Raw genomic sequence first — 19722 nt, 5'->3', positions numbered from 1 at the left:
ATTAAATTAGAGGCTTAAATTTATTTTAAATTTTTGATAATATCGTCAATTTTTTCTCTTTCTTCTGTAGCTAAAGCTGCATCGACTAAGATACGACCACTATGTTCATCGGTCATGATTTTTTTGCGTGCTGCAATTTCTACCTGAACCTGTGGCGGAATGGTAAAAAACGATCCGGCTGATGCACCACGTTCAATAGAAACTACTGCCAAGCGGTTTTTAACGCCGTTTCTAATTCTGGTGTAAGCATTCAACAAACGGTCTTCAATCACAGCAGCAAACTCTTCAGATTTTTTAATCAACGCTTTTTCTTCGCGTTCTGTTTCTGTCAAAATGCCGTTTAATTCGTTTTCTTTATGTTCTAAATGGTTTGATTTTACATCTAATCTTTCTGAAGTTTGCTCAATCAAACTCTTTTTGTGTTCCACATTTGCTTTAAACTCTTTAATGTGTTTTTCAGCTAATTCGATTTCTAATGTCTGGAATTCGATTTCTTTTGTTAAAGAGTTGAATTCGCGGTTGTTACGAACGTCTTTTTGTTGTTCGTTGTATTTTTTAATTGCCGCTTTGTGCTCTTCTATATCGTTCTTTTTAGATTTTATTTGCTCTTCAATTAACTGCAATTCGTTGTTAAGCTTTTCTAAACGGGTGGTGAGCCCGGTAACTTCATCTTTTAAATCTTCCACTTCAAGAGGTAATTCGCCTCTCATGTTTCTAATTTCATCGATTCTGGAATCAATTAATTGTAAGTCGTATAACGCTCTTAATTTTTCTTCTACAGTTTCTGCTTTCTTTGCCATTGTTATATGTAGTTAACCGGATTTGTTTTAATATCAGATAAAATAATTGCAAAAGTAGGAATTTTTTTTGATAGATAATCAAAAATATAATTTTTTACAAATCTTTCGCTTTCAAAATGACCGACATCCATTAACAAGATCTGATTTTCTGCCTGAAAAAAGTCGTGGTATTTTAAATCGGCAGTTACTAATACATGTGCATTTTGAGCTTTGGCAGCAGCAATTGCAAAACTTCCCGAACCGCCAAGAACGGCCACCTTTTTTACTTTTTTATTTAATAAGTTAGAATATCGAATGCCGCCTGTCTGTACTTTTTCTTTTACAAAATGAAGAAAATCAGTTTCCGGAATTTCGTTTTCCAGCTCGCCAATCATACCTAAACCAATATTTTGGTGCTGGTTTTCTAATTTGGTGATTTCATACGCCACTTCTTCGTACGGATGTGCATTAAACAAAGCATTTATGATGCTGGTTTGAAGGTGTTTTTCAAAAGTAACTTCCAATTTGGTTTCTATAACTTCCGTAAAAACATTTTGTGAACCAATTACCGGCTGGCTATCATCATTTCCGGTAAAAGAACCTTTTCCATCTGATTGAAAACTACAATCATAATAATTTCCAATAGCACCGGCACCGGCAGAAAATACCGCTTTTTGAACCTCTGTAAAATATTCTTTCGGAACAAACGTGGTCAGTTTGTAGATAAAATCTTTTTTCGGCATCAAAATTTTAGTATTCACCAATCCTAAAGTATTACATAAAACCTTATTTACTCCCAGTTTATGATTGTCTAACCCGGTATGAACCGCGTAAATAGCAATATCGTTTTTAATGGCTTTGATTACGGCACGTTCCACGTAATTTTTACCGGTGATTTTTTTCATTCCCGAAAAAATAATTGGGTGAAAACACACCACCAGATTACATTTTTTTTCAATAGCTTCGTCAATCACGCGTTCCAAAGCATCGTGACAAACCAAAATACCGGAGATTTCTGTATTTTTATCGCCAATGAGCAGCCCTACATTGTCAAAATCTTCGGCATAAGCCGTGGGAGCCATTTCTTCTAAAATCGGAATAATTTGTTTTAATTGCACAACTTTGTTTTTAATCTTTTTTCAAAGATAAAAATAATCGTAATTTCGTACGAATCTTTAAGTATATTTATTAATGAAACACTTTTTACTCGTTTTTTTAGTTGTCTTTTTAATTTCTTGCACAAAAGAAAAAGATACTATTGCAGAAAAATTTTCTGATGAATACACCATTGAGTGGGTGAAGTTTGATTATGATTCTATTAAAGGGAGGGATAAAAACTATCAATTATTAGAGTTACTAATCCCAAAAGATAAAACCAAAGATACTTTATTTAATCAAACTAAAGTCTATGTAGATGATAAATTAAGTAAAAAATATAGTAGATATTATGATTTAGAAGTTTCTGCAACAGAAAAGAAGCATGTTTATAAAGCAAAAATTAAAATGTATTCTGAATATTCAAAGTTGAAAACTGATGAATCTAACGAAAGAAAAGTATCTATCTTTTATTTGAACTATTATAAAGATAGTTTGGATTTTAAAATTAAAGATTTCGAAGATACTGATGAGTTCGAAATAGAATTTGAAAATCATCACAATGATAGATTTACCGGAAGAATTACGGAAGGAGTATATCGGGATACTATAATTAATAATGAAAGAATGATAAATGCCCGCATAACCAAAATAGCAGTTACAAATAAAACAACTACATCAAATTTTTTTATAGTTAATGATTCTATTTTTGACCAACAAAAGTTTAGTTTAAAAGGTATGTATAAAACAGAATGATGAAAACCCTCCGCAAAATATTATTCCCTTTTTCGTTGATTTATGCAGCCATAACCAGTTTGCGAAATTTGTTGTACGATAAAGGTATTAAAAAATCAACCGGTTTTGAGATTCCTGTTATTGCGGTAGGTAATTTATCGGTTGGCGGCACGGGAAAAACCCCAATGGTCGAATATTTGATAAGATTATTATCAGATCAATATAATTTAGCCGTTTTAAGCAGAGGTTATAAACGAAAAAGCAAAGGTTTTTATTTAGCAAATGATACTACAACGATAGAAGAAATTGGTGATGAACCGTTTCAATACCATTCAAAATTCAAGCAAATAAATGTAGCTGTAAATGCAGATAGAGTAGAAGGTGTGACAAAAATTTTAGAGCTTCTGCCCAAAACAGAATTGGTTTTGTTAGACGATGCGTTTCAGCACCGAAAAATAAAAGCAGGTTTTTATATTATGCTTACCGCTTATAATGACTTGTTTTATAATGATTTGGTATTACCTGCCGGAAATTTACGCGAATGCACGTCGGGCGTAAAAAGAGCAAATGTTGTAGTTGTTACTAAATGTCCCAAAGATTTGTCGGACAAGGAGATGGAACAGATCAAGAATAAAATCAATATAGAAAACAGCAATATTTTCTTTTCGTGTATAAAATACCATCATTCCGTTACAAACACCGTTGAAGAAATCGATCTAAACGATTTAAAAGATGATTTTATTGCAGTTGCCGGCATTGCCAAGCCTGAATATTTCTACGATTATTTAAACTGTCCGGTAGAAAGACAAATTACTTTTCCCGATCATCATTTTTTTACCCCACAGGATTTAAAGGAGATTGTTGCAAAAGCAAACGGACGAAAAATCATTACCACAGAAAAAGATTATATGCGTTTGCAAAATCAACTGCCTAAAAAACAATTGTATTATCTGCCAATAGAAATGGATTTTGTAAAGGATAAAGAGCGTTTTGAGACTTTGATTGCATATACGGTAGAAGAATTTTAATAAAAATAGAAGTTTTTATGTAAGTATTCCGTAAAAATTAATATTTTGCGATAAATTTTGAAATATACTAAAAATGCCAAAAAAAATACTTTACTGCCTTACTTTACTTATTTGTTTTTCAGGTTATTCACAAAAAGTAACTCTATATAAACAGTTTTACGGTAGTTACGATTTTACCATGATGGGAAATACGCTGAACAAACAAGCAAATGGGGATCCAAACTCTTGTGAGGTGTTAACAGAATCATCTGCTCCGTTAAATCTCAGTGAAAACAAACCTGTTGTAGCTGCTTATTTGTATTGGTCAGGCAATGGTAGTGAAAAAGAAGCCGATTTAAATGTAAAGCTTAATGGTATAGAAGTAACATCAGAGCGTACCAATTATATTTATCTTGATATAGATAAAAAATATGCTTATTTTTCTGCTTTTGCTGATGTTACAAATATTGTAAAACAGTTTGGAAGAGGTGAATATACCTTGTCTGACTTAGATTTGAGAAAGCATATTGCAAAGTATTGTGGAGGTAATTATGTTGGATGGTCAGTAGTTGTTGTATATAATGATGCTGATATAGAAAATAATTTAGTTGGCATTTACGATGGATTTGAAAGTCTTGACGAAGGTAACCCAATGGTTAATATCTTATTAGATGGATTCAGGATAACGAATGCAGCTAATTCAAAAATTGCTTTTCTAGCTTGGGAAGGTGATGCAAATCTAAGCATAGGAGAAGAGCTACGGATTAATAATAAAATAGTGTCAAATGCATTAAATCCACCAAATAATGCCTTTAATGGAACCAATACATATACAGGTTCAACAGAGCTTTGGAATATGGATTTGGATCTTTATGAATTAAGCGATTTTGTGGAAGTAGATGATACGTCATTAGATATTAAAATGACAACAGCTGCCGATGTCGTGTTGATAAATACAATTGTCCTTTCTGTGTACAGTGTTTTTCCTGATGCAACAACTTTTATAAACAGTTATCAAAATTATTGCTATCAGCAGATTGTTGACATAGAATACATCGTAGCAAACTATAAAGGAAATCATCCTTTAAAAGCAAATACTCCTGTTGCCTTTTATATCGATGATGAACTCATAGAAACCACAGAAACAGAAGAGGAAATAGGTATTGGTCAGCAAGCTACATACAATGTTACATTAAATATTCCTAAAAAGTTTGGTTATCGGTTTGATCTGGTTGTTAGTGTGGATGATACGGGAAATAAAAAAGGAATTGTCTATGAAATTGATGAAGAAAACAACACTTCACAAATGCATATAAATCTGGTTAAAGATTGTCCGATACAAAAAGGAGTTTCAGCTAATTTTGATGGTATGAATGATGGTTTTGACCTTAGTGTATATCAACCAAACGAATTAAGAATCTATAACAGATACGGAACAGAAGTTTTTACGTTTGGCAAAGGATATACAAATCAATGGGCAGGACAAGATAAAAACGGACGTGAATTACCAACAGGAACATACTATTATGTATTTACAACGCGTTTCGAAACTTTTTCAGGATATGTCTATTTAATTAAAGAATTATAGCGATGATGAAAAAAATAATATTTTTTGCAATTACAACTTTATTTTTTAGTTGTGATAATGAGATTGAAGACACTATAAACGATTATAAAAACAAACCAAAATCTGAAGAGTTAAAAGGTTTTTGGTTATTGAAGGGGATTTATCAACCAGATAATTCTAAGGAATATAACGATCCTGTTATCTCAAATGGCGGTATTGCCAGAATAGGGATTAATGAAATATTTTACTTAGACAATGAATATTTAAGGTTTTTGAATAAATCAGATAATGACCCAATGTATTATTGTAATGCTAAACAAAGATTCTATTGGTATAACGAGGATCTTTACATTAAATCTTTATATGAAGATCAATTCAATACGGATAACTGGCAAAATATTGCAGAATATCGGTTGCCTTATAAATTTGGTCAGTCAAAAGATACGTTGATTGTTCAAAGTGCAGGACAGATTCTCTATTTAACAAAACAAAATAATGTAGAATATGAAGAGTATTCATTTGATTAACTGATTAATACTATTTTTTTTGTATTTTTATTGAAACTATTTTTGTTATGATAAAAATACTACGCATTTTCATCCTTTTATCGGGTATTGTAGCACATAGTCAACAGGTAACGTTGTTTAAGCAATACACCGGTAACTATGATTTTTATATGATTGGCAACACAATGAATACAGTTGCTAACGGAACCGGCGGACCATGTACGGTTTTAACCCAATCAAGTGCTGCCTTAAATATAAACGCACCACATACTATTCAGGGGGCGTTTTTATACTGGTCGGGGTCAGGTAGTTTGGCAGAAGCCGATTTAAATGTACAATTAAACGGTACACCAATAACTGCTCAAAGAACCTTCACGGTAACAGCATCGCAAACTGATCTTCCTTTCTTTGGTGCATTTGCTGATGTAACCAGTCTTGTTGAAGCTACAGGAAATGGCACCTATACTCTATCCGATTTAGATTTAACAAATGTGATACCCCCTTATTGCCCCACAGGTAGTAATTACGCTGGTTGGTCAATTGTTATCATTTATGAAAACTTAACCTTGCCCAACAGAGTGGTAAGTTTGTATGAAGGTTTTCAGATAGCAGACGGATCAGGAGCTACGGTGACTATTACTTTAAACGGATTAGATGTAACCAATCTCAATAATGCAAAAGTAGGTTTTTTAGCTTGGGAAGGAGATGAAAACATTGCGGTATCCGAAGAGTTAAGGATTAACGGCAAGCTGATCAGTAATCCGCCTTTAAATCCATCGAACAATGTTTTTAACTGTACCAATACTTTTACCAATTCATCAAATCTGTGGAATATGGATCTTGATTATTTTCAAATAGGAAATGTACTCTCATTAGGAGATACTTCAATGACCGTTCAGGTAAAAACGGGGCAAGATTTGGTAATAATAAACAATATAGTGGTTGCGTTGAGTAGCCTTTTTGCAGATGCTACGATTGAAATTAATAAGGTAGACATAGAATGTAACAGCAGAAAAATACAGGTTGATTACACAGTATATAATTCTAATTCAACCGGAAGATTGGTCGCAAAAGTACCCATAGTATTCTATGCCGATGATGTTTTGGTGGGCACAACACAAACTAAAAGCAGTATTGATATTAATGAATTTGAAAAAGGAACCATTACTTTAACGATTCCCGAAACCATAGATAATAATTTTACATTAACTGCCCGTGTTGATGATGATGGAACCCAAACCGGAACGGTTATAGAAATAGATGAAAACAATAATGAAGATACTGAAAAGGTACAGTTGATAGAGGGACCCGAAGTTAATAAACCTACCGATATGACTGCTTGTGATGAAGATGAAACAGGAGTGGTGGTTTTTGATTTGACCTCAAAAATAAATCAGGCAAGCACAAACAGTAACGTAACCATTACCTTTCACGAAAGCAAAGAAGATGCAACTGCGGGTATAAAAAGTATAAAAAATATTGAATCGTATGATGTGAAAAGTCATAGTTCGCAAACGATCTGGGTTCGGGTAGAAGATAACGAAACAGGTTGTGCCAATGTAACGTCATTTAAGCTGACAGCACAAATGAAACCCTTTACCGAATTAACAGAACCTTTAATGATTTGTAATTATAAAGACAAACCGTTAGAAGTAAATTTAACCTTGGCACAAATCCTTTTATCCCGAATGTTTTCTTATGTTGATGAGATCGAACTGAAATTTTTTGAAACACAAAATGATGCAGAGAACAACATCAACGAAATTTTAAATGTAACCAATTATCAGCCGCCAAGTTTTCCGTATATCATTTATATCAGAGCAAGTGGAACAAGCGATTTGTGGTGCGATAATATTATTGAGTTACAAGTAAACGATTGTATAGTTCCTAAAGGAATTTCACCAAATGGCGATGGTATGAACGATGGGTTTAACCTTGAAATCTTTAATTTAATTGAGCTAAAAATATTCAACCGTTACGGAATGGAAGTTTATTACCACGGTGAAGGTTATATAGATCAATGGAAAGGGCAGGATAAAAATAACAGAAAATTACCTGGCGGAACTTATTATTACATTTTTAAAACGCTTTTTGATACATATATAGGATATGTTTATGTAATTTATGAAGTAAAATAAATCAGAGGTTTGATACAGCTTCTTTAATTTAGTAAAATGAAAAACGTAACCGGTTTTTTAGATGCTACCTATCTTAAAACACCACAGCAAGCCCATATAACATTAGAGCAAAACAATGATGTGGTTACAGAATTATTGCATGATGCTGTAAAGAACAACTATAAATGTGTAATGCTTCGCCCGGAATATGTTGAAAGTGCCAGGCGGTTTCTAACAGAGAATAAAAGCAGCGTTTTAGTGGGAACCGTAATTGATTTTCCTGAAGGAACGGCGAGTTTGCAAGAAAAACTGTCAGAAGCTCAACAAGCCATTTCAAAGGGTGCTGACGAGTTAGATTTTGTAATAAATTATCAGGCTTTTAAAAAGGGCGAGATAGATTTAGTGCAACACCAGGTAAAAGAATGTACGTTATTGTGTTTAAATCATCATAAAGCGGTGAAATGGATTATAGAAACAGCAGCTTTATCTGAAAAAGAAACCATTCAGCTTACTTCTTTAATCAAAAATGTGGTGATTCGTAATTTTAAAGAAACCGACTATGCTAATGTGTATATTAAATCGTCTACCGGATTTTTTAAAACGGAGAACAATTTACCAAACGGGGCAACCCCGCGAGCAATAATGCTGATGTTAGAAAACGCCACACCTCTATCTGTGAAAGCATCGGGCGGAATTAAAACCTTAGAACAAGTACTGTTTTATTTGCAAATGGGTGTAAAAAGAATTGGAACATCGTCACAAAAAGGAATTATCGCTGTAAATAAGGTATAACAATGAATATTGAGTTTTGTTTAACACTATAAAACAGTAAATAGTTAGTTTTAAGTTTTTTTTTAAAGTATATTTGCAGACCAAATTTCATTAACAAACAAGTTATTTTGGAAGCAACTTCAACAACAATGAAAACTTCAGTAATATCCGAGTTTAAAACCATAACCAAGGCAGGTTTGGCTTTTAGTGTGGTTTTTTCAACTTTAGCCGGATATTTATTGGCGGTAGAAGATTGGCAGCAAATTAGTTACAAAGTTTTGCTAATGCTTGCCGTGGGCGGATATTGTATGGTGGGTGCGTCAAATGCTTTTAATCAAATCATCGAAAAAGATTTAGATGCAAAAATGGATCGTACTAAAAAACGACCTGTGGCATCCGGACGAATTTCTACAAACAGTGCCTTTATACTGGCATCGCTTTTAACATTAGTGGGATTGGTAATTCTTTACATTGTTAGCCCTAAAACAGCAATGTTCGGAGCCATTTCAATCTTTTTATATACCAGTGTTTATACACCTTTAAAACCATTAACGCCATTAGCCGTTTTTGTAGGTGCCTTTCCTGGTGCCATTCCTTTTATGCTGGGCTGGGTGGCACATACCGATCAATTTGGTATAGAAGCGGGAATGTTATTCTTAATTCAGTTTTTTTGGCAATTTCCGCATTTTTGGGCATTGGGCTGGTTCTTGTATAACGATTATGAAAAAGGCGGATTTTATTTGTTGCCAACCCGTAAAAAAGATAAAAAAACAGCATTACAGGTTATTTTATATTGTATTTGGTTGATCGTAGCATCATTGTTGCCGGCTACAGGCTATACAGGTCGTTTATATTTATCGCCCATAGCAGCAGTTTTAGTTTTAGCTGCAGGATTGTGGATGCTGTATGGCGGAATACAATTATACCGTAAGCAAACCGATAAATCGGCTAAAACATTGATGCTTATCAGCGTAACTTATATTACATTAATACAGATTATTTTCATTTTAGATAAATTCATACGATAATGAATGTAGAAGTAAACAAAGAACAATTACAAAAAGCAAAAGCATATAAAACCATGCTTATCTTTGGTATGGCAAGTATTGTAATGATTTTTGCAGGATTAACCAGTGCTTACGTAATCAGTAAAAGCCGCCCGGATTGGTTGAAAGATTTTCAATTGCCACAGGCGTTTTTATGGAGTACCATTGTAATTGTTTTAAGCAGTGTAACGTTTCATTTAGCAAAAAAAGCCATCAAAAAAAATAACCGTTCAACAACAACATTAATGTTAGTTGCCACGTTAATTTTGGGTTTGTTGTTCGTGGCCCTGCAATTTCAAGGATTTAATCAGGTAATTGCAGCCGGATATTATTTCACGGGAAGTTACAGTACCATAACCACATCATTTTTATATATAGTGGTGTTAGTACACATTGTCCATTTAATTGGGGGGCTAATTTCATTGTTAATTGTAATTTATAATCATTATAAACAAAAATATAATGCAACTCAAACGCTTGGAATTGAGTTAAGTGTGATGTTTTGGCACTTTCTTGGTTTCTTGTGGTTGTATTTGTTTTTATTTTTTACTTTTTACAAATAATCTTTTTACTTTTCTTTAAAAGAAAAAAGATGTAAATTTGGGAACTTTTTAACATTTAAACTTTTTATGGGAGCGACAGTTACTACAGCAGCCAGTAAAGAAAAAATTTGGAACGGAGGAGAAGATATTCAACCTCTTGGAGCAAGCTACGGAAAAATGATGATGTGGTATTTCATCTTATCAGATTCATTAACTTTTGCCGGATTCCTTGCATCTTACGGTTTTACAAGATTCAAGTTTATGGATTCTTGGCCAATTGCCGATGAGGTATTTAATCACTTCCCGTTTTTACATGGTGTAAATGCACCAATGTATTATGTGGCATTAATGACATTCATCTTGATCTTTTCATCGGTAACGATGGTATTGGCGGTAGATGCAGGTCATCAAATGAAACAAAAGAAGGTAGCTACTTATATGTTATTAACCATTGTAGGTGGACTTGTTTTCGTTGGATCACAGGCTTGGGAGTGGAAAAACTTCATCACCGGAACTTACGGTGCCGTTGAAACAAAAGGAGGCGAAATTTTACAGTTTGTTGATAAAGACGGAAAACGTTTGGCTTTAGCAGATTTTGCAGATACATCTATTGTTAGAGAAGATGCAGTTTTAACAAAAAGCAAAGGCGTTTGGAGTATGAAAGGTGGTGCTGATACATCGGTTTCAATGAGCCAGATTAAAGCAGGTTTAGAGAAAAATCCTGATGTATTAATCAGAACACAATATACCGTAGAAGGTAACAAACACAAAAAAGTGGTTTTATCTCGCGAGGAGAGTTTAAAAAGAGCCGACGATTTTGTATATGTTGTAGAAGGAGCTAACTTAATTCGTAACGAATACGGTCACAAAACATTTGCAAACTTATTTTTCTTCATAACAGGTTTCCACGGATTCCACGTTTCGGTAGGAGTTCTTTTAAACATTATTATTTTCTTTAATGTGTTGTTGGGCACTTACGAAAAAAGAAGAAGCTATGAAATGGTTGAAAAAGTTGGATTGTACTGGCACTTTGTAGATTTAGTATGGGTGTTTGTATTTACATTCTTCTATTTAGTATAATTGGTTAAAAAAAATAAAAATGGCAGCACACGCATCAAATACAAAAAGAATTTGGACAGTATTCGTAATTCTATCTGTAATTACTATAGTAGAAGTACTTTTGGGGATTGATAAACCAGATGTTTTATTTCACCACGATTTCTTAAGCTTAAGTTACTTAAACTGGATATTCATTATTCTTACCATAGTTAAAGCTTATTACATTATGTGGGCATTCATGCACTTAGAAGGCGAGAAATCATCGTTTCGCTGGTCAATTGTAGCCCCAATGTTCTTCCTGATCATTTATTTGGTTTGTTTGGTATTGATAGAAGGTGATTATATCTATGATGTTTTACAAACATCTTCATACAGATGGATATTTTAATCTATAAATAAGAGTTAAAAAGGCGGTTTCAAATATGCTTGAAACCGCCTTTTTTGTTTAATAAATTAAGTGTGTAAAAAAAAAAATAATTAACAAAATATTTGTTTATGTTTTAATTTATGTTTTAATTTATGTTTTAATTTATCATAATTAATTATAAAAAATAAAAATTATGAACAAAGTTAAACATTTAGCATTTGGTATTACAGGTGCCTTATTAGTAACAGCAGGCTTAATTTCTTGTGATAATGATGAAGTAACAGCCGCAAATGAAGAAAAAACTACAACAGAGTTACAAGCAAAAGAAAACTCACCTTTCATTGATATAGGTATTGCTAAATGGGACTGGCATAGAGCAAGTAAGGATTGTAAAAAAGGTTTTGGTATTTGTAATGGGGAGTGGTTTCCAAATCCCAATCCACCTATTCCTCCAATTACAACCCCTACACTTCCTGAGCCAGTAGATGATCATACACTTTCGCCAACTTATATGATATTGTCTTCGGAAAATTTAAATGAGGACAATGAATTAAGTTTTGATGTTTATATTAATGAAGAAGTCGATGACCCCAATAATGTTATTCCATTAATTATTGATGAAGATATTCATTTTTCTGATCCAGAGGGAACTGTTTATACGATAAAATCAGGTATTTACAATTATGATATTAACATAGGAGAATATGGTGGTTATTCGATTAATTAAGGTTTTTAAAAAAGTGACATACATGACACTTTTTTTTATCTGTTTTCTTTTTAATAATTTGTGTTCACAAAATTATGCAGATATTGCCAATACTTATCGTTCTTATTATACAGAGGATTATCGTGAAAATGTGCCTGTTAAGAATTGTGTTTTTATCATTAATCACGAGCAATTACTTACAGAATTGAAAGATTATGATAAAGCATTGGTTTATATATTTGTGAATGGTTGTAATAGTAAATATTGTCAGCCATTGTATGTTTATGAAAATTGGAGTAAAAAAAATGGCTGCAAATTGTTTTTAGTAATGGTTAATATTGAAGGTTTTGAACAAACGATTATTCAAAATCCTTCTGAACAATTATATGTTATAGATGATCGCTTTTATAAGAAAAGGAAACTGTTTGATGAATTTGAAAATGGTTTGAAACAACAGTCGCTTAAACAAAAAAATAAATACCGTGGAAGCTTATTTTTATTTGAGAAGGGGAAATATGTTGAAACATATAGAGAATTGCCCTATTTTTAACTTTACCTCAGAAGTACTATTTCTCATTTTTATTAGTTTGATTAAGATAAAGCTATAGTAGTAAGTTTTAGGCATTGTGTATGTTTATAAAAAATCTTTTAAATTGATTTGAGGGTATTTTATTCGTTTTAAATTTTTCTGATGCTCGGGTATATAATCAAAATATGGAATATCTCTTCTCAAGATAGGTTTTCAAAAAAATAGATTGTTTTAATCTATAAATAAGAGTTAAAAAGGCGGTTATTACACCGCCTTTTTTTATTTTTGTAAAAACTTTTTAAAATGAAAAAAGTACTGCTTTTTTTAGCACTTTTTGTAATACCCATTGTGGCTTATCTTTTTTTTGCATCGGGTGTAAATTCCTTTATAAAATTACCGGTGGTAACTGAAAACATTCCTGAAATGCCGGCAAACTGGCAATCGATGTCAGGAACCGAAGTTCAGTTAAAAAATAAAATTACCATTTTAGGATTTACAGGTAACGATATCGAATATGTTGAAGGAAACATAACCAATCTGGCACATAAAATTTACGATAAAAATAAAGATTTTGTCGATTTTCAAGTAGTTTATATTGCTCCAAGAGGTACAGAAGAAACAATTAACCACGTGCAACAGGAATTGCAAAAAAATATCGATTTAAAACATTGGTATTACGTAATGGCAGAACCAGACGAAATAAAAGATTATTACACAAAATTGGGGTTGGTTGCTAATTTAAACCAGGCTTATGGTACGCCAACGGTTTATATCATTGATAAAGAGCTAAACCTGCGCGGAAGAAAAGGCAAGAACAAAAAAGGAGAAGAGGAATACCGCGAAGGATATAACACCATTTCGGCAGCCGATTTGCACAATGAAATGGCAGACGATGTAAAGGTAATTTTGGCAGAATACCGCTTGGCACTTAAAAAAAAATAATAAAAAGGAAAACATTACAAACTAAACAACAATGAAAAAAAACAATTCATACATCTGGATTTCGTTAATTATACTTGTTTTTGGAATCTATGCCGTTCCTAAAATTGTAGATCGCTTTAAAAACGCTTCAGTAGTTGAAAACGATCGGTTAAATGTAGCTAATCGCAAAGAATTAAAAGTAATTGGCAAAGCTCCGGCGTTTTCGTTTACCAATCAAAATAACGAAACCATTACCAATGCCGATTATGAAGGTAAAGTGTACTTGGTTGAATTTTTCTTTTCGAATTGTCCGACGATTTGTCCGATAATGAATGAAAATATGGTGAAGCTTCAAAATGAATTTCAAATGAATGCTAATTTTGGAATCGTATCTATTACTATTGATCCTGAAAACGACACTCCTGAACATCTTAAAAAGCACGCAGAATTTTTAGGAGTCACAATGAAAAACTGGAATTTTTTAACCGGAACCGAAGACGCTGTTTTTGACCTTTCAAAGAAATTCAATCTATACGTAGGAAAAAATGATGATGCGCCGGGTGGATTTGAACATTCGGGTTTATTTGCTTTAATTGACAAAAAAGGAAATATCCGTTCGCGTAATATGGAAAATATGGATTATCCGATGTTCTATTATGACGGAACAACTGATGAAGGAGTACAAATGCTTAAAGAAGATATAAAACAATTAATCAAAGAATAATGACACAGACTCTGCAGAACGAAAAAAAATACAACATCTGGATTTGGATTTTATCAATAGCAATACCTGTAGTTGTTGCAATTTTATTTATTGTAAACCTGCATGATTTAGGATATAACGTAAAACCACTGTCTTTTTTACCGCCTATTTATGCTTCCATAAACGGATTAACCGCTATATTATTGGTGTTGGCAGTTCGGGCAATTAAAAAGGGTAATCAACTGTTGCATGAGCGTTTGATTAAAGTTTGTATTGTTTGTTCAGTTGCTTTTCTGGCAATGTACGTGGCGTATCACATGACATCTGTAGAAACCAAATTTGGAGGTGAAGGTGCCATAAAATATATATACTTTTTTATATTAATTACCCATATTTTATTGTCGATCATTATTATTCCATTTGTTCTGGTAACTTTTGTAAGAGGTATTTCCGGATCTTACCAACGTCATAAAAAACTGGCACGCATTACGTACCCAATGTGGCTATATGTAGCGGTTACCGGTGTTATTGTATATTTAATGATTTCTCCGTATTATGTTCACTAAGCTTACAAAATCAGTATTTCTTTCTTCTTTTTTCTTTGTTCTTTCTTCCATCGAAGGAACAGCACAATGTGCCATGTGCAGAGCGGTATTGGAAACGGAAGAATCAGGTTTGCCTGCCGAAGCAGTAAATGACGGAATTGTGTATTTAATGGCGTTTCCTTATATATTATTAATTGTTGTGGGGACTGTTATTTACCGTATTATAAAAGGCAAAAAGAAAAAAAGTAAAGCTTAGTACTTATGGTTTATATTCTAAACATTGAAACGGCAACAAAAAACTGTTCGGTAAGTTTAAGCAAAAACGGTGAAATAATAGCTGTAAAAGAACTGTCTGAAGAGCAATTTAATCACGCAGAAAAATTACACAGCTTTATAAAAGAAGTTTTAAATGAGGTGCAGATTTCTTTAAACGACCTAAGTGCTATTGCGGTAAGCAAGGGGCCAGGGTCTTATACAGGATTACGCATTGGCGTTTCAGCGGCAAAAGGCTTGTGTTATGCGTTAGATATTCCTTTAATCGCCATTGATACCTTAGCGGTTTTGGCAGAACAATTAGCTATTGATTCCGGGTGTATTGTTCCCATGATTGATGCAAGAAGAATGGAAGTTTTTACTCAGGTATTTGATAATAAATTGCAGCCGGTATCAAACGCAGAAGCTTTAATTGTAGAGGAACATTCTTTTTCAGATCTAACTGAAACCATCCATTTGATCGGAGATGGAGCGTTAAAATGTACAACGGTTTTAACAGCCGAAAAATTTGTATATCATCAGGATATTATTTATCCTTCGGCAAAACAAATGGGTAGGCTGTCCTATAAAAAATACACAGAAAATGCTTTTGAAGATATGGCTTATTTTGAGCCTTATTACCTGAAAGATTTTATGTTAACCACAAAAAAATAAGACTTCAAAAATTATTTTTGAAGTCTTATTTTTTTTTTAGATCGTAGCAAGGAAATTCCCTAACTTAATCATATCTGTATCGTTTTCTTTAATTTTATTTTCTTTGTAGAATTTTTTAATGGCATCTGCTTTACCGGGAATAATTTTATCTAACGTTTTTTGTTTCCCATCAAATTCAAACGTTTGATTGTTGTACGTAATAAAGTATACCTCTCTGTTTGGCTTGTAACTTGCCTGTGTGTCTTTTTCGTAGCTGTTAGTCGCTTTCTGCGCAGGGATCAACTTAATGCTTTGAAATTTAGAAATCTTTACATTTTTGTTTTCTACTAAAACCTGATGGTATCTTTCATAAGAAGTTCCACCTAAATTATAGGTGAACAATTCATAAACACTACCGTCTTGAAAAGCAAAATGGGTGTTTTTTTCTTTAATCAATTCTAAAACATCACTGCCGTTTTTGTATTCCATAATGTCGGTATAGGCATTGTATCGAATAAGAAAATCCTGTGATCCTTTATTTACTTTGGCATTCTGGTAATTCTCATTTAGAAATTTAGAACCTGCAATGGCAGCATCATTAAAATCTGCACTTTTTCTAAAAGTTAATGTAGATCCGCCATCTTGTATGGTTACTTGTGCATTTGATGCTAAAGAGAATAATCCTAATGAAAGTATAAAAACTGCTTTTTTCATTTTTTTAAATTTAATTAATTTCGGTTATATCATTGGTCTGAATTCTACAACTGTTTAAATTGCAAACCTGAAACTTTTTATCCTGATTTTTATAGTCGCCTAAAATAGGAAGATTTAACGAATTATCTAAAATTATTTTAAACGTATTTTTCTTGTTGATTGATTCAACTTCTTCTTTTGTACCATTTTTTACAATGATGTATTCAAAAGTACGGTTAAATATCAAATCGTTTGTTAACCATTCTGAAAAAGCACTCGCGTATTCAATTTGTCCAATTATTCTATTGGTCATTTCTCTTGCAAGTGTCATGAAATAATTGTTCTTAAAAATAATTCCTAAATAGAATAAATTTCTTGACATTAAGGCATTTGCAGATGGAATAACATTGTCTTCTATTTCAAAAATTGTGCCAATTGCCTTGTTTTTACCCGATTTAAAAAATACTTGCTGTTCGTCAAAAAAGAAATCCATTGCCTGGAAGAGTAAACTTTTTGCAAACTGCAGATGTTCGATCTTTTGTGTATGGTTAAACAAATGAATGAATGCTTCAATTGTAAAAGCGTAATCGTCTAAATTTCCGTCTATATAAATCGTGTCTTTTTTGTAAGTATGACCTAAATGGTCATTTTGATAGGCTTTGAACTGTAAAAAATCAGCCAGATTATTAATAACATCGTCTAATTCTTTTGATGGAATGATTTTTTTTGCCGACAATAAACCTGAAAGTAATAAGGCGTTCCATGAAACAATAATTTTATTGTCTAACAACGGCTTCTTTCTTTTCTGGCGGTTTTTAAACAACACTTGTTCCCATGTTGATTTTAATTGCAACACTTGTTCTGCATTTCTATCAAATTTCTTGGAAATAGTATTTATGTCATCTTTTTGAAATAAAACAAATGCATCGGCTTCGTGCCAAAATCCATCAGTATTTATTGAAAAAACTTCTGAAAACAACTCCCATTCTTCTTTATCGATTAATTGTTTTAACTCCTCTTTTTTCCAAAAATAATAAGCTCCTTCTTGCAATTTATCATCGGTATTGTAACTGTCGGCATCGTAAGCCGCGTAAAATCCGCCCGATGTATCCTGCCAGTTAGTAAGAAGAAACTGCACGGTTTTGGTAACAATTTCTTTGTAAAGTACATTGTTCGATGTTAAATAAGCATTGCTGTAAGTGGTTAATAATTGTGCGTTATCGTACAACATTTTTTCAAAATGCGGGATATGCCATTTATGATCAACGCTGTAACGGGAAAATCCGCCTTCAATCACATCAAACAACCCGCCGTAAGCCATTTTTGTAAGGGTCAGTTCCACGTGGTTTCTTATAAAAGAATCATTGTTTTCGATGCTGAATTGATACAGAAAATTCAAATTGGTAGGCATCATAAATTTTGGAGCACGCAGATAACCGCCAAATTCAGAATCAAAACTTTTTTTCCAGTTTGTAAGTAAAGGTTCTAAATTGAAATTTGACGGTTCTTTTGGATAAATCTCCAATGTATTGTTGGCTAATTCAATACCGTTTTTTAATTTTTCGGCATAATCGTACATTTTTTCGGGATTGGTTTGAAACAAATCGTTTAATTGCTCCAACACATCTATCCATTGTTCTTTTGGAACATACGTGGCTCCCCAAACCGGTAATCCGTTGGGTAAAGCAACAATGTTTAGCGGCCATCCTCCTTGTTTGGTCATTAGTTGTAAAGCCTGCATATAATATGCGTCAATCACGGGAAATTCTTCGCGGTCTATCTTAAAACTCGTAAAATGAGTATTCATTACAGCTGCGACATCGTTATCTTCAAAACATTCTTTTTCCATAACGTGACACCAATGGCAGGCAGCATAACCAATACTGATGATCAAAAGTTTACCTGTTTGTTTTGCTTTTGCCGTATTTTCATTGTCCCATATTTGCCAAAAAACAGGATTGTTAGCGTGTTGAAGCAAATAGGGAGAATAAGAACCGCTTAATTGATTTTGCATTTTTAATTGCTTTTAAATGAAATAAAAAAGGTTGAGAAACTCAACCTTGATTTTTTAACCGTTTAGTGCTTCAACAATTATGTCGTTATTATGTAGCATTTGGCGTAACATATTTTCTATACCGTTCTTTAAAGTAAATGTTGAAGACGGACAACCGCTGCAAGCACCTTTTAACGTTACGGTAACGCGTTTTGTTACATCATCATAATTTTCAAAAGTAATGTTTCCCCCATCAGACTGAACGGCCGGTTTTACATATTCTTCCAGGATATTTACAATTTGTTGCGATGTAACGTCTAAATTTTCGAAATATTCTTCTTGTTGCTGTACGTGTTCTTTTGTTTGAGAAATAAGCGATTCACTGATCACTGTTCCTCCATTTTCAATAAATTGTTTAATAAACGTACGGACTTCAATGGTGATTTCGTCCCAAGAATAGCTGTCGAATTTTGTCAGTGAAACATAATTCTCATCAATAAAGACCTCTTTAATATAAGGTAGTTTAAAAAGTTCTATTGCTAAGGGTGATGGCTTAGCTTCGTCGATATTTTTAAATTCAACAGCGGTTTTAGTAAGCATTTTATTGGCAACAAATTTTAATACCGCAGGGTTCGGCGTGGTTTCACCATACACCGTAACAGGGATTTTTTTTGTTGTTTCGCTTTCGGTTTCAATCAATACTTTACCGCCGTTTGTAACAAAATCTTCAATTTGTTGTTTTACTTCGTCTTGCACATCAGCCCATTCAACAATAGAAAAACGTTCTACAGCAACAAAATTTCCTGAAATATAAACTGTTTTTACAAAAGGCAGATAAAATAATTGTTTGGCTAATGGAGAGTTTGATGTTTCATCTATATTTTTAAACTCAAAATTAGAGCCGTAGCTGATAAAATCTGGAAATTCAAACTTGATTATCGCCGGGTTTTGAGTCTCTCTTATATTTATTTTAAACATTTTTTAAGATTTTTTTCAAAATTAACAAAGAAATATCAATTGAATATTTATATTTGGAATTTAAACGTAAAATTAACATATTTGAATTCGGAAAAATTGTTAGATATATTTTAAACTTACTATATGGTATATAATAGTTTTTTATATATTTGTTAAC

The 19722-nt window shown here is 32.8% G+C and carries 22 protein-coding genes; 17 read left to right on the top strand and 5 right to left on the bottom strand.

Translation table 11 applies throughout. The features are described 5' to 3' along the window. Positions 1 to 20 precede the first annotated feature (20 nt). Positions 21 to 800 carry a zinc ribbon domain-containing protein gene (locus BLW20_RS00625; RefSeq protein WP_091095270.1) on the bottom strand — a complete coding sequence of 260 codons (780 nt, stop codon included), beginning with the start codon at positions 798 to 800 and terminating at the stop codon, positions 21 to 23. Between the two features lie 2 nt (positions 801 to 802). Next, on the bottom strand, positions 803 to 1897 hold the full coding sequence (locus tag BLW20_RS00620; protein ID WP_091095268.1) for a Nif3-like dinuclear metal center hexameric protein: 1095 nt from the start codon (positions 1895 to 1897) through the stop codon (positions 803 to 805). A gap of 73 nt (positions 1898 to 1970) precedes the next feature. Here BLW20_RS00620 and BLW20_RS00615 point away from each other — a divergent pair, with 73 nt between their 5' ends. The 17 genes from BLW20_RS00615 to tsaB all read left to right on the top strand — a co-directional run bounded on the left by BLW20_RS00615 (position 1971) and on the right by tsaB (position 15922). Then, entirely contained in the window at positions 1971 to 2630 is a 660-nt protein-coding gene (locus tag BLW20_RS00615; protein ID WP_091095267.1) for a hypothetical protein, read from the top strand. Continuing rightward, a complete protein-coding gene (gene lpxK, locus BLW20_RS00610) occupies positions 2627 to 3637 on the top strand; it encodes a tetraacyldisaccharide 4'-kinase (RefSeq protein WP_317039267.1) in 1011 nt (336 codons plus the stop codon). Before BLW20_RS00615 ends, lpxK begins: the two co-directional genes overlap by 4 nt. 73 nt (positions 3638 to 3710) lie before the next feature. Next, positions 3711 to 5204, top strand: coding sequence for a T9SS type B sorting domain-containing protein (locus BLW20_RS00605; RefSeq protein ID WP_091095263.1), 1494 nt, complete (start codon positions 3711 to 3713; stop codon positions 5202 to 5204). Between the two features lie 2 nt (positions 5205 to 5206). After that, positions 5207 to 5710, top strand: coding sequence for a hypothetical protein (locus tag BLW20_RS00600; protein WP_091095261.1), 504 nt, complete (start codon positions 5207 to 5209; stop codon positions 5708 to 5710). 47 nt (positions 5711 to 5757) lie between these two features. Further along, positions 5758 to 7827 carry a T9SS type B sorting domain-containing protein gene (locus BLW20_RS00595; protein WP_091095259.1) on the top strand — a complete coding sequence of 690 codons (2070 nt, stop codon included), beginning with the start codon at positions 5758 to 5760 and terminating at the stop codon, positions 7825 to 7827. A 36-nt stretch (positions 7828 to 7863) separates the two neighbouring features. After that, a complete protein-coding gene (gene deoC / locus BLW20_RS00590; RefSeq protein ID WP_091095256.1) occupies positions 7864 to 8598 on the top strand; it encodes a deoxyribose-phosphate aldolase in 735 nt (244 codons plus the stop codon). A 107-nt stretch (positions 8599 to 8705) separates the two neighbouring features. Then, a complete protein-coding gene (gene cyoE, locus BLW20_RS00585) occupies positions 8706 to 9605 on the top strand; it encodes a heme o synthase (RefSeq protein WP_397334271.1) in 900 nt (299 codons plus the stop codon). Next, positions 9605 to 10186, top strand: coding sequence for a cytochrome c oxidase subunit 3 (locus tag BLW20_RS00580; RefSeq protein WP_091095254.1), 582 nt, complete (start codon positions 9605 to 9607; stop codon positions 10184 to 10186). Before cyoE ends, BLW20_RS00580 begins: the two co-directional genes overlap by 1 nt. A gap of 66 nt (positions 10187 to 10252) precedes the next feature. Beyond that, a complete protein-coding gene (locus BLW20_RS00575) occupies positions 10253 to 11245 on the top strand; it encodes a cytochrome c oxidase subunit 3 (protein WP_091095252.1) in 993 nt (330 codons plus the stop codon). A 19-nt stretch (positions 11246 to 11264) separates the two neighbouring features. Continuing rightward, positions 11265 to 11612: a cytochrome C oxidase subunit IV family protein gene (locus BLW20_RS00570; protein ID WP_091095251.1), complete on the top strand. Its 348-nt coding sequence runs from the start codon at positions 11265 to 11267 to the stop codon at positions 11610 to 11612. A gap of 172 nt (positions 11613 to 11784) precedes the next feature. Next, entirely contained in the window at positions 11785 to 12318 is a 534-nt protein-coding gene (locus BLW20_RS00565) for a hypothetical protein (protein WP_091095249.1), read from the top strand. Between the two features lie 22 nt (positions 12319 to 12340). Next, on the top strand, positions 12341 to 12847 hold the full coding sequence (locus tag BLW20_RS00560; RefSeq protein WP_143037708.1) for a hypothetical protein: 507 nt from the start codon (positions 12341 to 12343) through the stop codon (positions 12845 to 12847). 282 nt (positions 12848 to 13129) lie between these two features. Next, positions 13130 to 13768 (top strand): peptidase M50B family protein, encoded by a 639-nt coding sequence (locus BLW20_RS00555; RefSeq protein ID WP_091095245.1) that lies wholly within the window; start codon positions 13130 to 13132, stop codon positions 13766 to 13768. Between the two features lie 31 nt (positions 13769 to 13799). Then, on the top strand, positions 13800 to 14471 hold the full coding sequence (locus BLW20_RS00550; protein WP_091095243.1) for an SCO family protein: 672 nt from the start codon (positions 13800 to 13802) through the stop codon (positions 14469 to 14471). Beyond that, a complete protein-coding gene (locus tag BLW20_RS00545; RefSeq protein ID WP_091095240.1) occupies positions 14471 to 15016 on the top strand; it encodes a DUF420 domain-containing protein in 546 nt (181 codons plus the stop codon). The genes BLW20_RS00550 and BLW20_RS00545 overlap by 1 nt, the downstream gene beginning before the upstream one ends. Continuing rightward, on the top strand, positions 15006 to 15251 hold the full coding sequence (locus BLW20_RS00540; RefSeq protein WP_091095238.1) for a hypothetical protein: 246 nt from the start codon (positions 15006 to 15008) through the stop codon (positions 15249 to 15251). Before BLW20_RS00545 ends, BLW20_RS00540 begins: the two co-directional genes overlap by 11 nt. Positions 15252 to 15256: 5 nt before the next feature. After that, positions 15257 to 15922, top strand: coding sequence for a tRNA (adenosine(37)-N6)-threonylcarbamoyltransferase complex dimerization subunit type 1 TsaB (gene tsaB / locus BLW20_RS00535; RefSeq protein ID WP_091095236.1), 666 nt, complete (start codon positions 15257 to 15259; stop codon positions 15920 to 15922). 36 nt (positions 15923 to 15958) lie between these two features. Here tsaB and BLW20_RS00530 read toward each other — a convergent pair whose 3' ends face one another. From BLW20_RS00530 to BLW20_RS00520, 3 genes are read right to left on the bottom strand one after another with little or no spacing between them, the layout of a single operon-like run. Continuing rightward, positions 15959 to 16615: a hypothetical protein gene (locus BLW20_RS00530; protein WP_091095234.1), complete on the bottom strand. Its 657-nt coding sequence runs from the start codon at positions 16613 to 16615 to the stop codon at positions 15959 to 15961. 10 nt (positions 16616 to 16625) lie between these two features. Beyond that, entirely contained in the window at positions 16626 to 18608 is a 1983-nt protein-coding gene (locus BLW20_RS00525; protein WP_091095232.1) for a thioredoxin domain-containing protein, read from the bottom strand. 54 nt (positions 18609 to 18662) lie between these two features. After that, positions 18663 to 19565: a NifU family protein gene (locus tag BLW20_RS00520; protein WP_091095230.1), complete on the bottom strand. Its 903-nt coding sequence runs from the start codon at positions 19563 to 19565 to the stop codon at positions 18663 to 18665. Between the last annotated feature and the right edge of the window lie 157 nt (positions 19566 to 19722).

Origin of the sequence: Paenimyroides marinum (genome assembly GCF_900108395.1) — a bacterium.
Lineage (GTDB): Bacteria > Bacteroidota > Bacteroidia > Flavobacteriales > Flavobacteriaceae > Flavobacterium > Flavobacterium marinum.
This window is presented reverse-complemented; position numbering and strand designations above follow the sequence as displayed.

What these genes read in the sequence shown, in the direction of transcription:
- BLW20_RS00625 (WP_091095270.1), bottom strand. Translation starts at nt 800, where the DNA reads ATGGCAAAGAAAGCAGAAACTGTAGAAGAAAAATTAAGAGCGTTATAC.
- BLW20_RS00615 (WP_091095267.1), top strand. Translation starts at nt 1,971, where the DNA reads ATGAAACACTTTTTACTCGTTTTTTTAGTTGTCTTTTTAATTTCTTGC.
- lpxK (WP_317039267.1), top strand. Translation starts at nt 2,627, where the DNA reads ATGATGAAAACCCTCCGCAAAATATTATTCCCTTTTTCGTTGATTTAT.
- BLW20_RS00605 (WP_091095263.1), top strand. Translation starts at nt 3,711, where the DNA reads ATGCCAAAAAAAATACTTTACTGCCTTACTTTACTTATTTGTTTTTCA.
- BLW20_RS00600 (WP_091095261.1), top strand. Translation starts at nt 5,207, where the DNA reads ATGATGAAAAAAATAATATTTTTTGCAATTACAACTTTATTTTTTAGT.
- BLW20_RS00595 (WP_091095259.1), top strand. Translation starts at nt 5,758, where the DNA reads ATGATAAAAATACTACGCATTTTCATCCTTTTATCGGGTATTGTAGCA.
- deoC (WP_091095256.1), top strand. Translation starts at nt 7,864, where the DNA reads ATGAAAAACGTAACCGGTTTTTTAGATGCTACCTATCTTAAAACACCA.
- BLW20_RS00580 (WP_091095254.1), top strand. Translation starts at nt 9,605, where the DNA reads ATGAATGTAGAAGTAAACAAAGAACAATTACAAAAAGCAAAAGCATAT.
- BLW20_RS00575 (WP_091095252.1), top strand. Translation starts at nt 10,253, where the DNA reads ATGGGAGCGACAGTTACTACAGCAGCCAGTAAAGAAAAAATTTGGAAC.
- BLW20_RS00570 (WP_091095251.1), top strand. Translation starts at nt 11,265, where the DNA reads ATGGCAGCACACGCATCAAATACAAAAAGAATTTGGACAGTATTCGTA.
- BLW20_RS00565 (WP_091095249.1), top strand. Translation starts at nt 11,785, where the DNA reads ATGAACAAAGTTAAACATTTAGCATTTGGTATTACAGGTGCCTTATTA.
- BLW20_RS00560 (WP_143037708.1), top strand. Translation starts at nt 12,341, where the DNA reads ATGACACTTTTTTTTATCTGTTTTCTTTTTAATAATTTGTGTTCACAA.
- BLW20_RS00555 (WP_091095245.1), top strand. Translation starts at nt 13,130, where the DNA reads ATGAAAAAAGTACTGCTTTTTTTAGCACTTTTTGTAATACCCATTGTG.
- BLW20_RS00550 (WP_091095243.1), top strand. Translation starts at nt 13,800, where the DNA reads ATGAAAAAAAACAATTCATACATCTGGATTTCGTTAATTATACTTGTT.
- BLW20_RS00545 (WP_091095240.1), top strand. Translation starts at nt 14,471, where the DNA reads ATGACACAGACTCTGCAGAACGAAAAAAAATACAACATCTGGATTTGG.
- BLW20_RS00540 (WP_091095238.1), top strand. Translation starts at nt 15,006, where the DNA reads ATGTTCACTAAGCTTACAAAATCAGTATTTCTTTCTTCTTTTTTCTTT.
- tsaB (WP_091095236.1), top strand. Translation starts at nt 15,257, where the DNA reads ATGGTTTATATTCTAAACATTGAAACGGCAACAAAAAACTGTTCGGTA.
- BLW20_RS00530 (WP_091095234.1), bottom strand. Translation starts at nt 16,615, where the DNA reads ATGAAAAAAGCAGTTTTTATACTTTCATTAGGATTATTCTCTTTAGCA.
- BLW20_RS00525 (WP_091095232.1), bottom strand. Translation starts at nt 18,608, where the DNA reads ATGCAAAATCAATTAAGCGGTTCTTATTCTCCCTATTTGCTTCAACAC.
- BLW20_RS00520 (WP_091095230.1), bottom strand. Translation starts at nt 19,565, where the DNA reads ATGTTTAAAATAAATATAAGAGAGACTCAAAACCCGGCGATAATCAAG.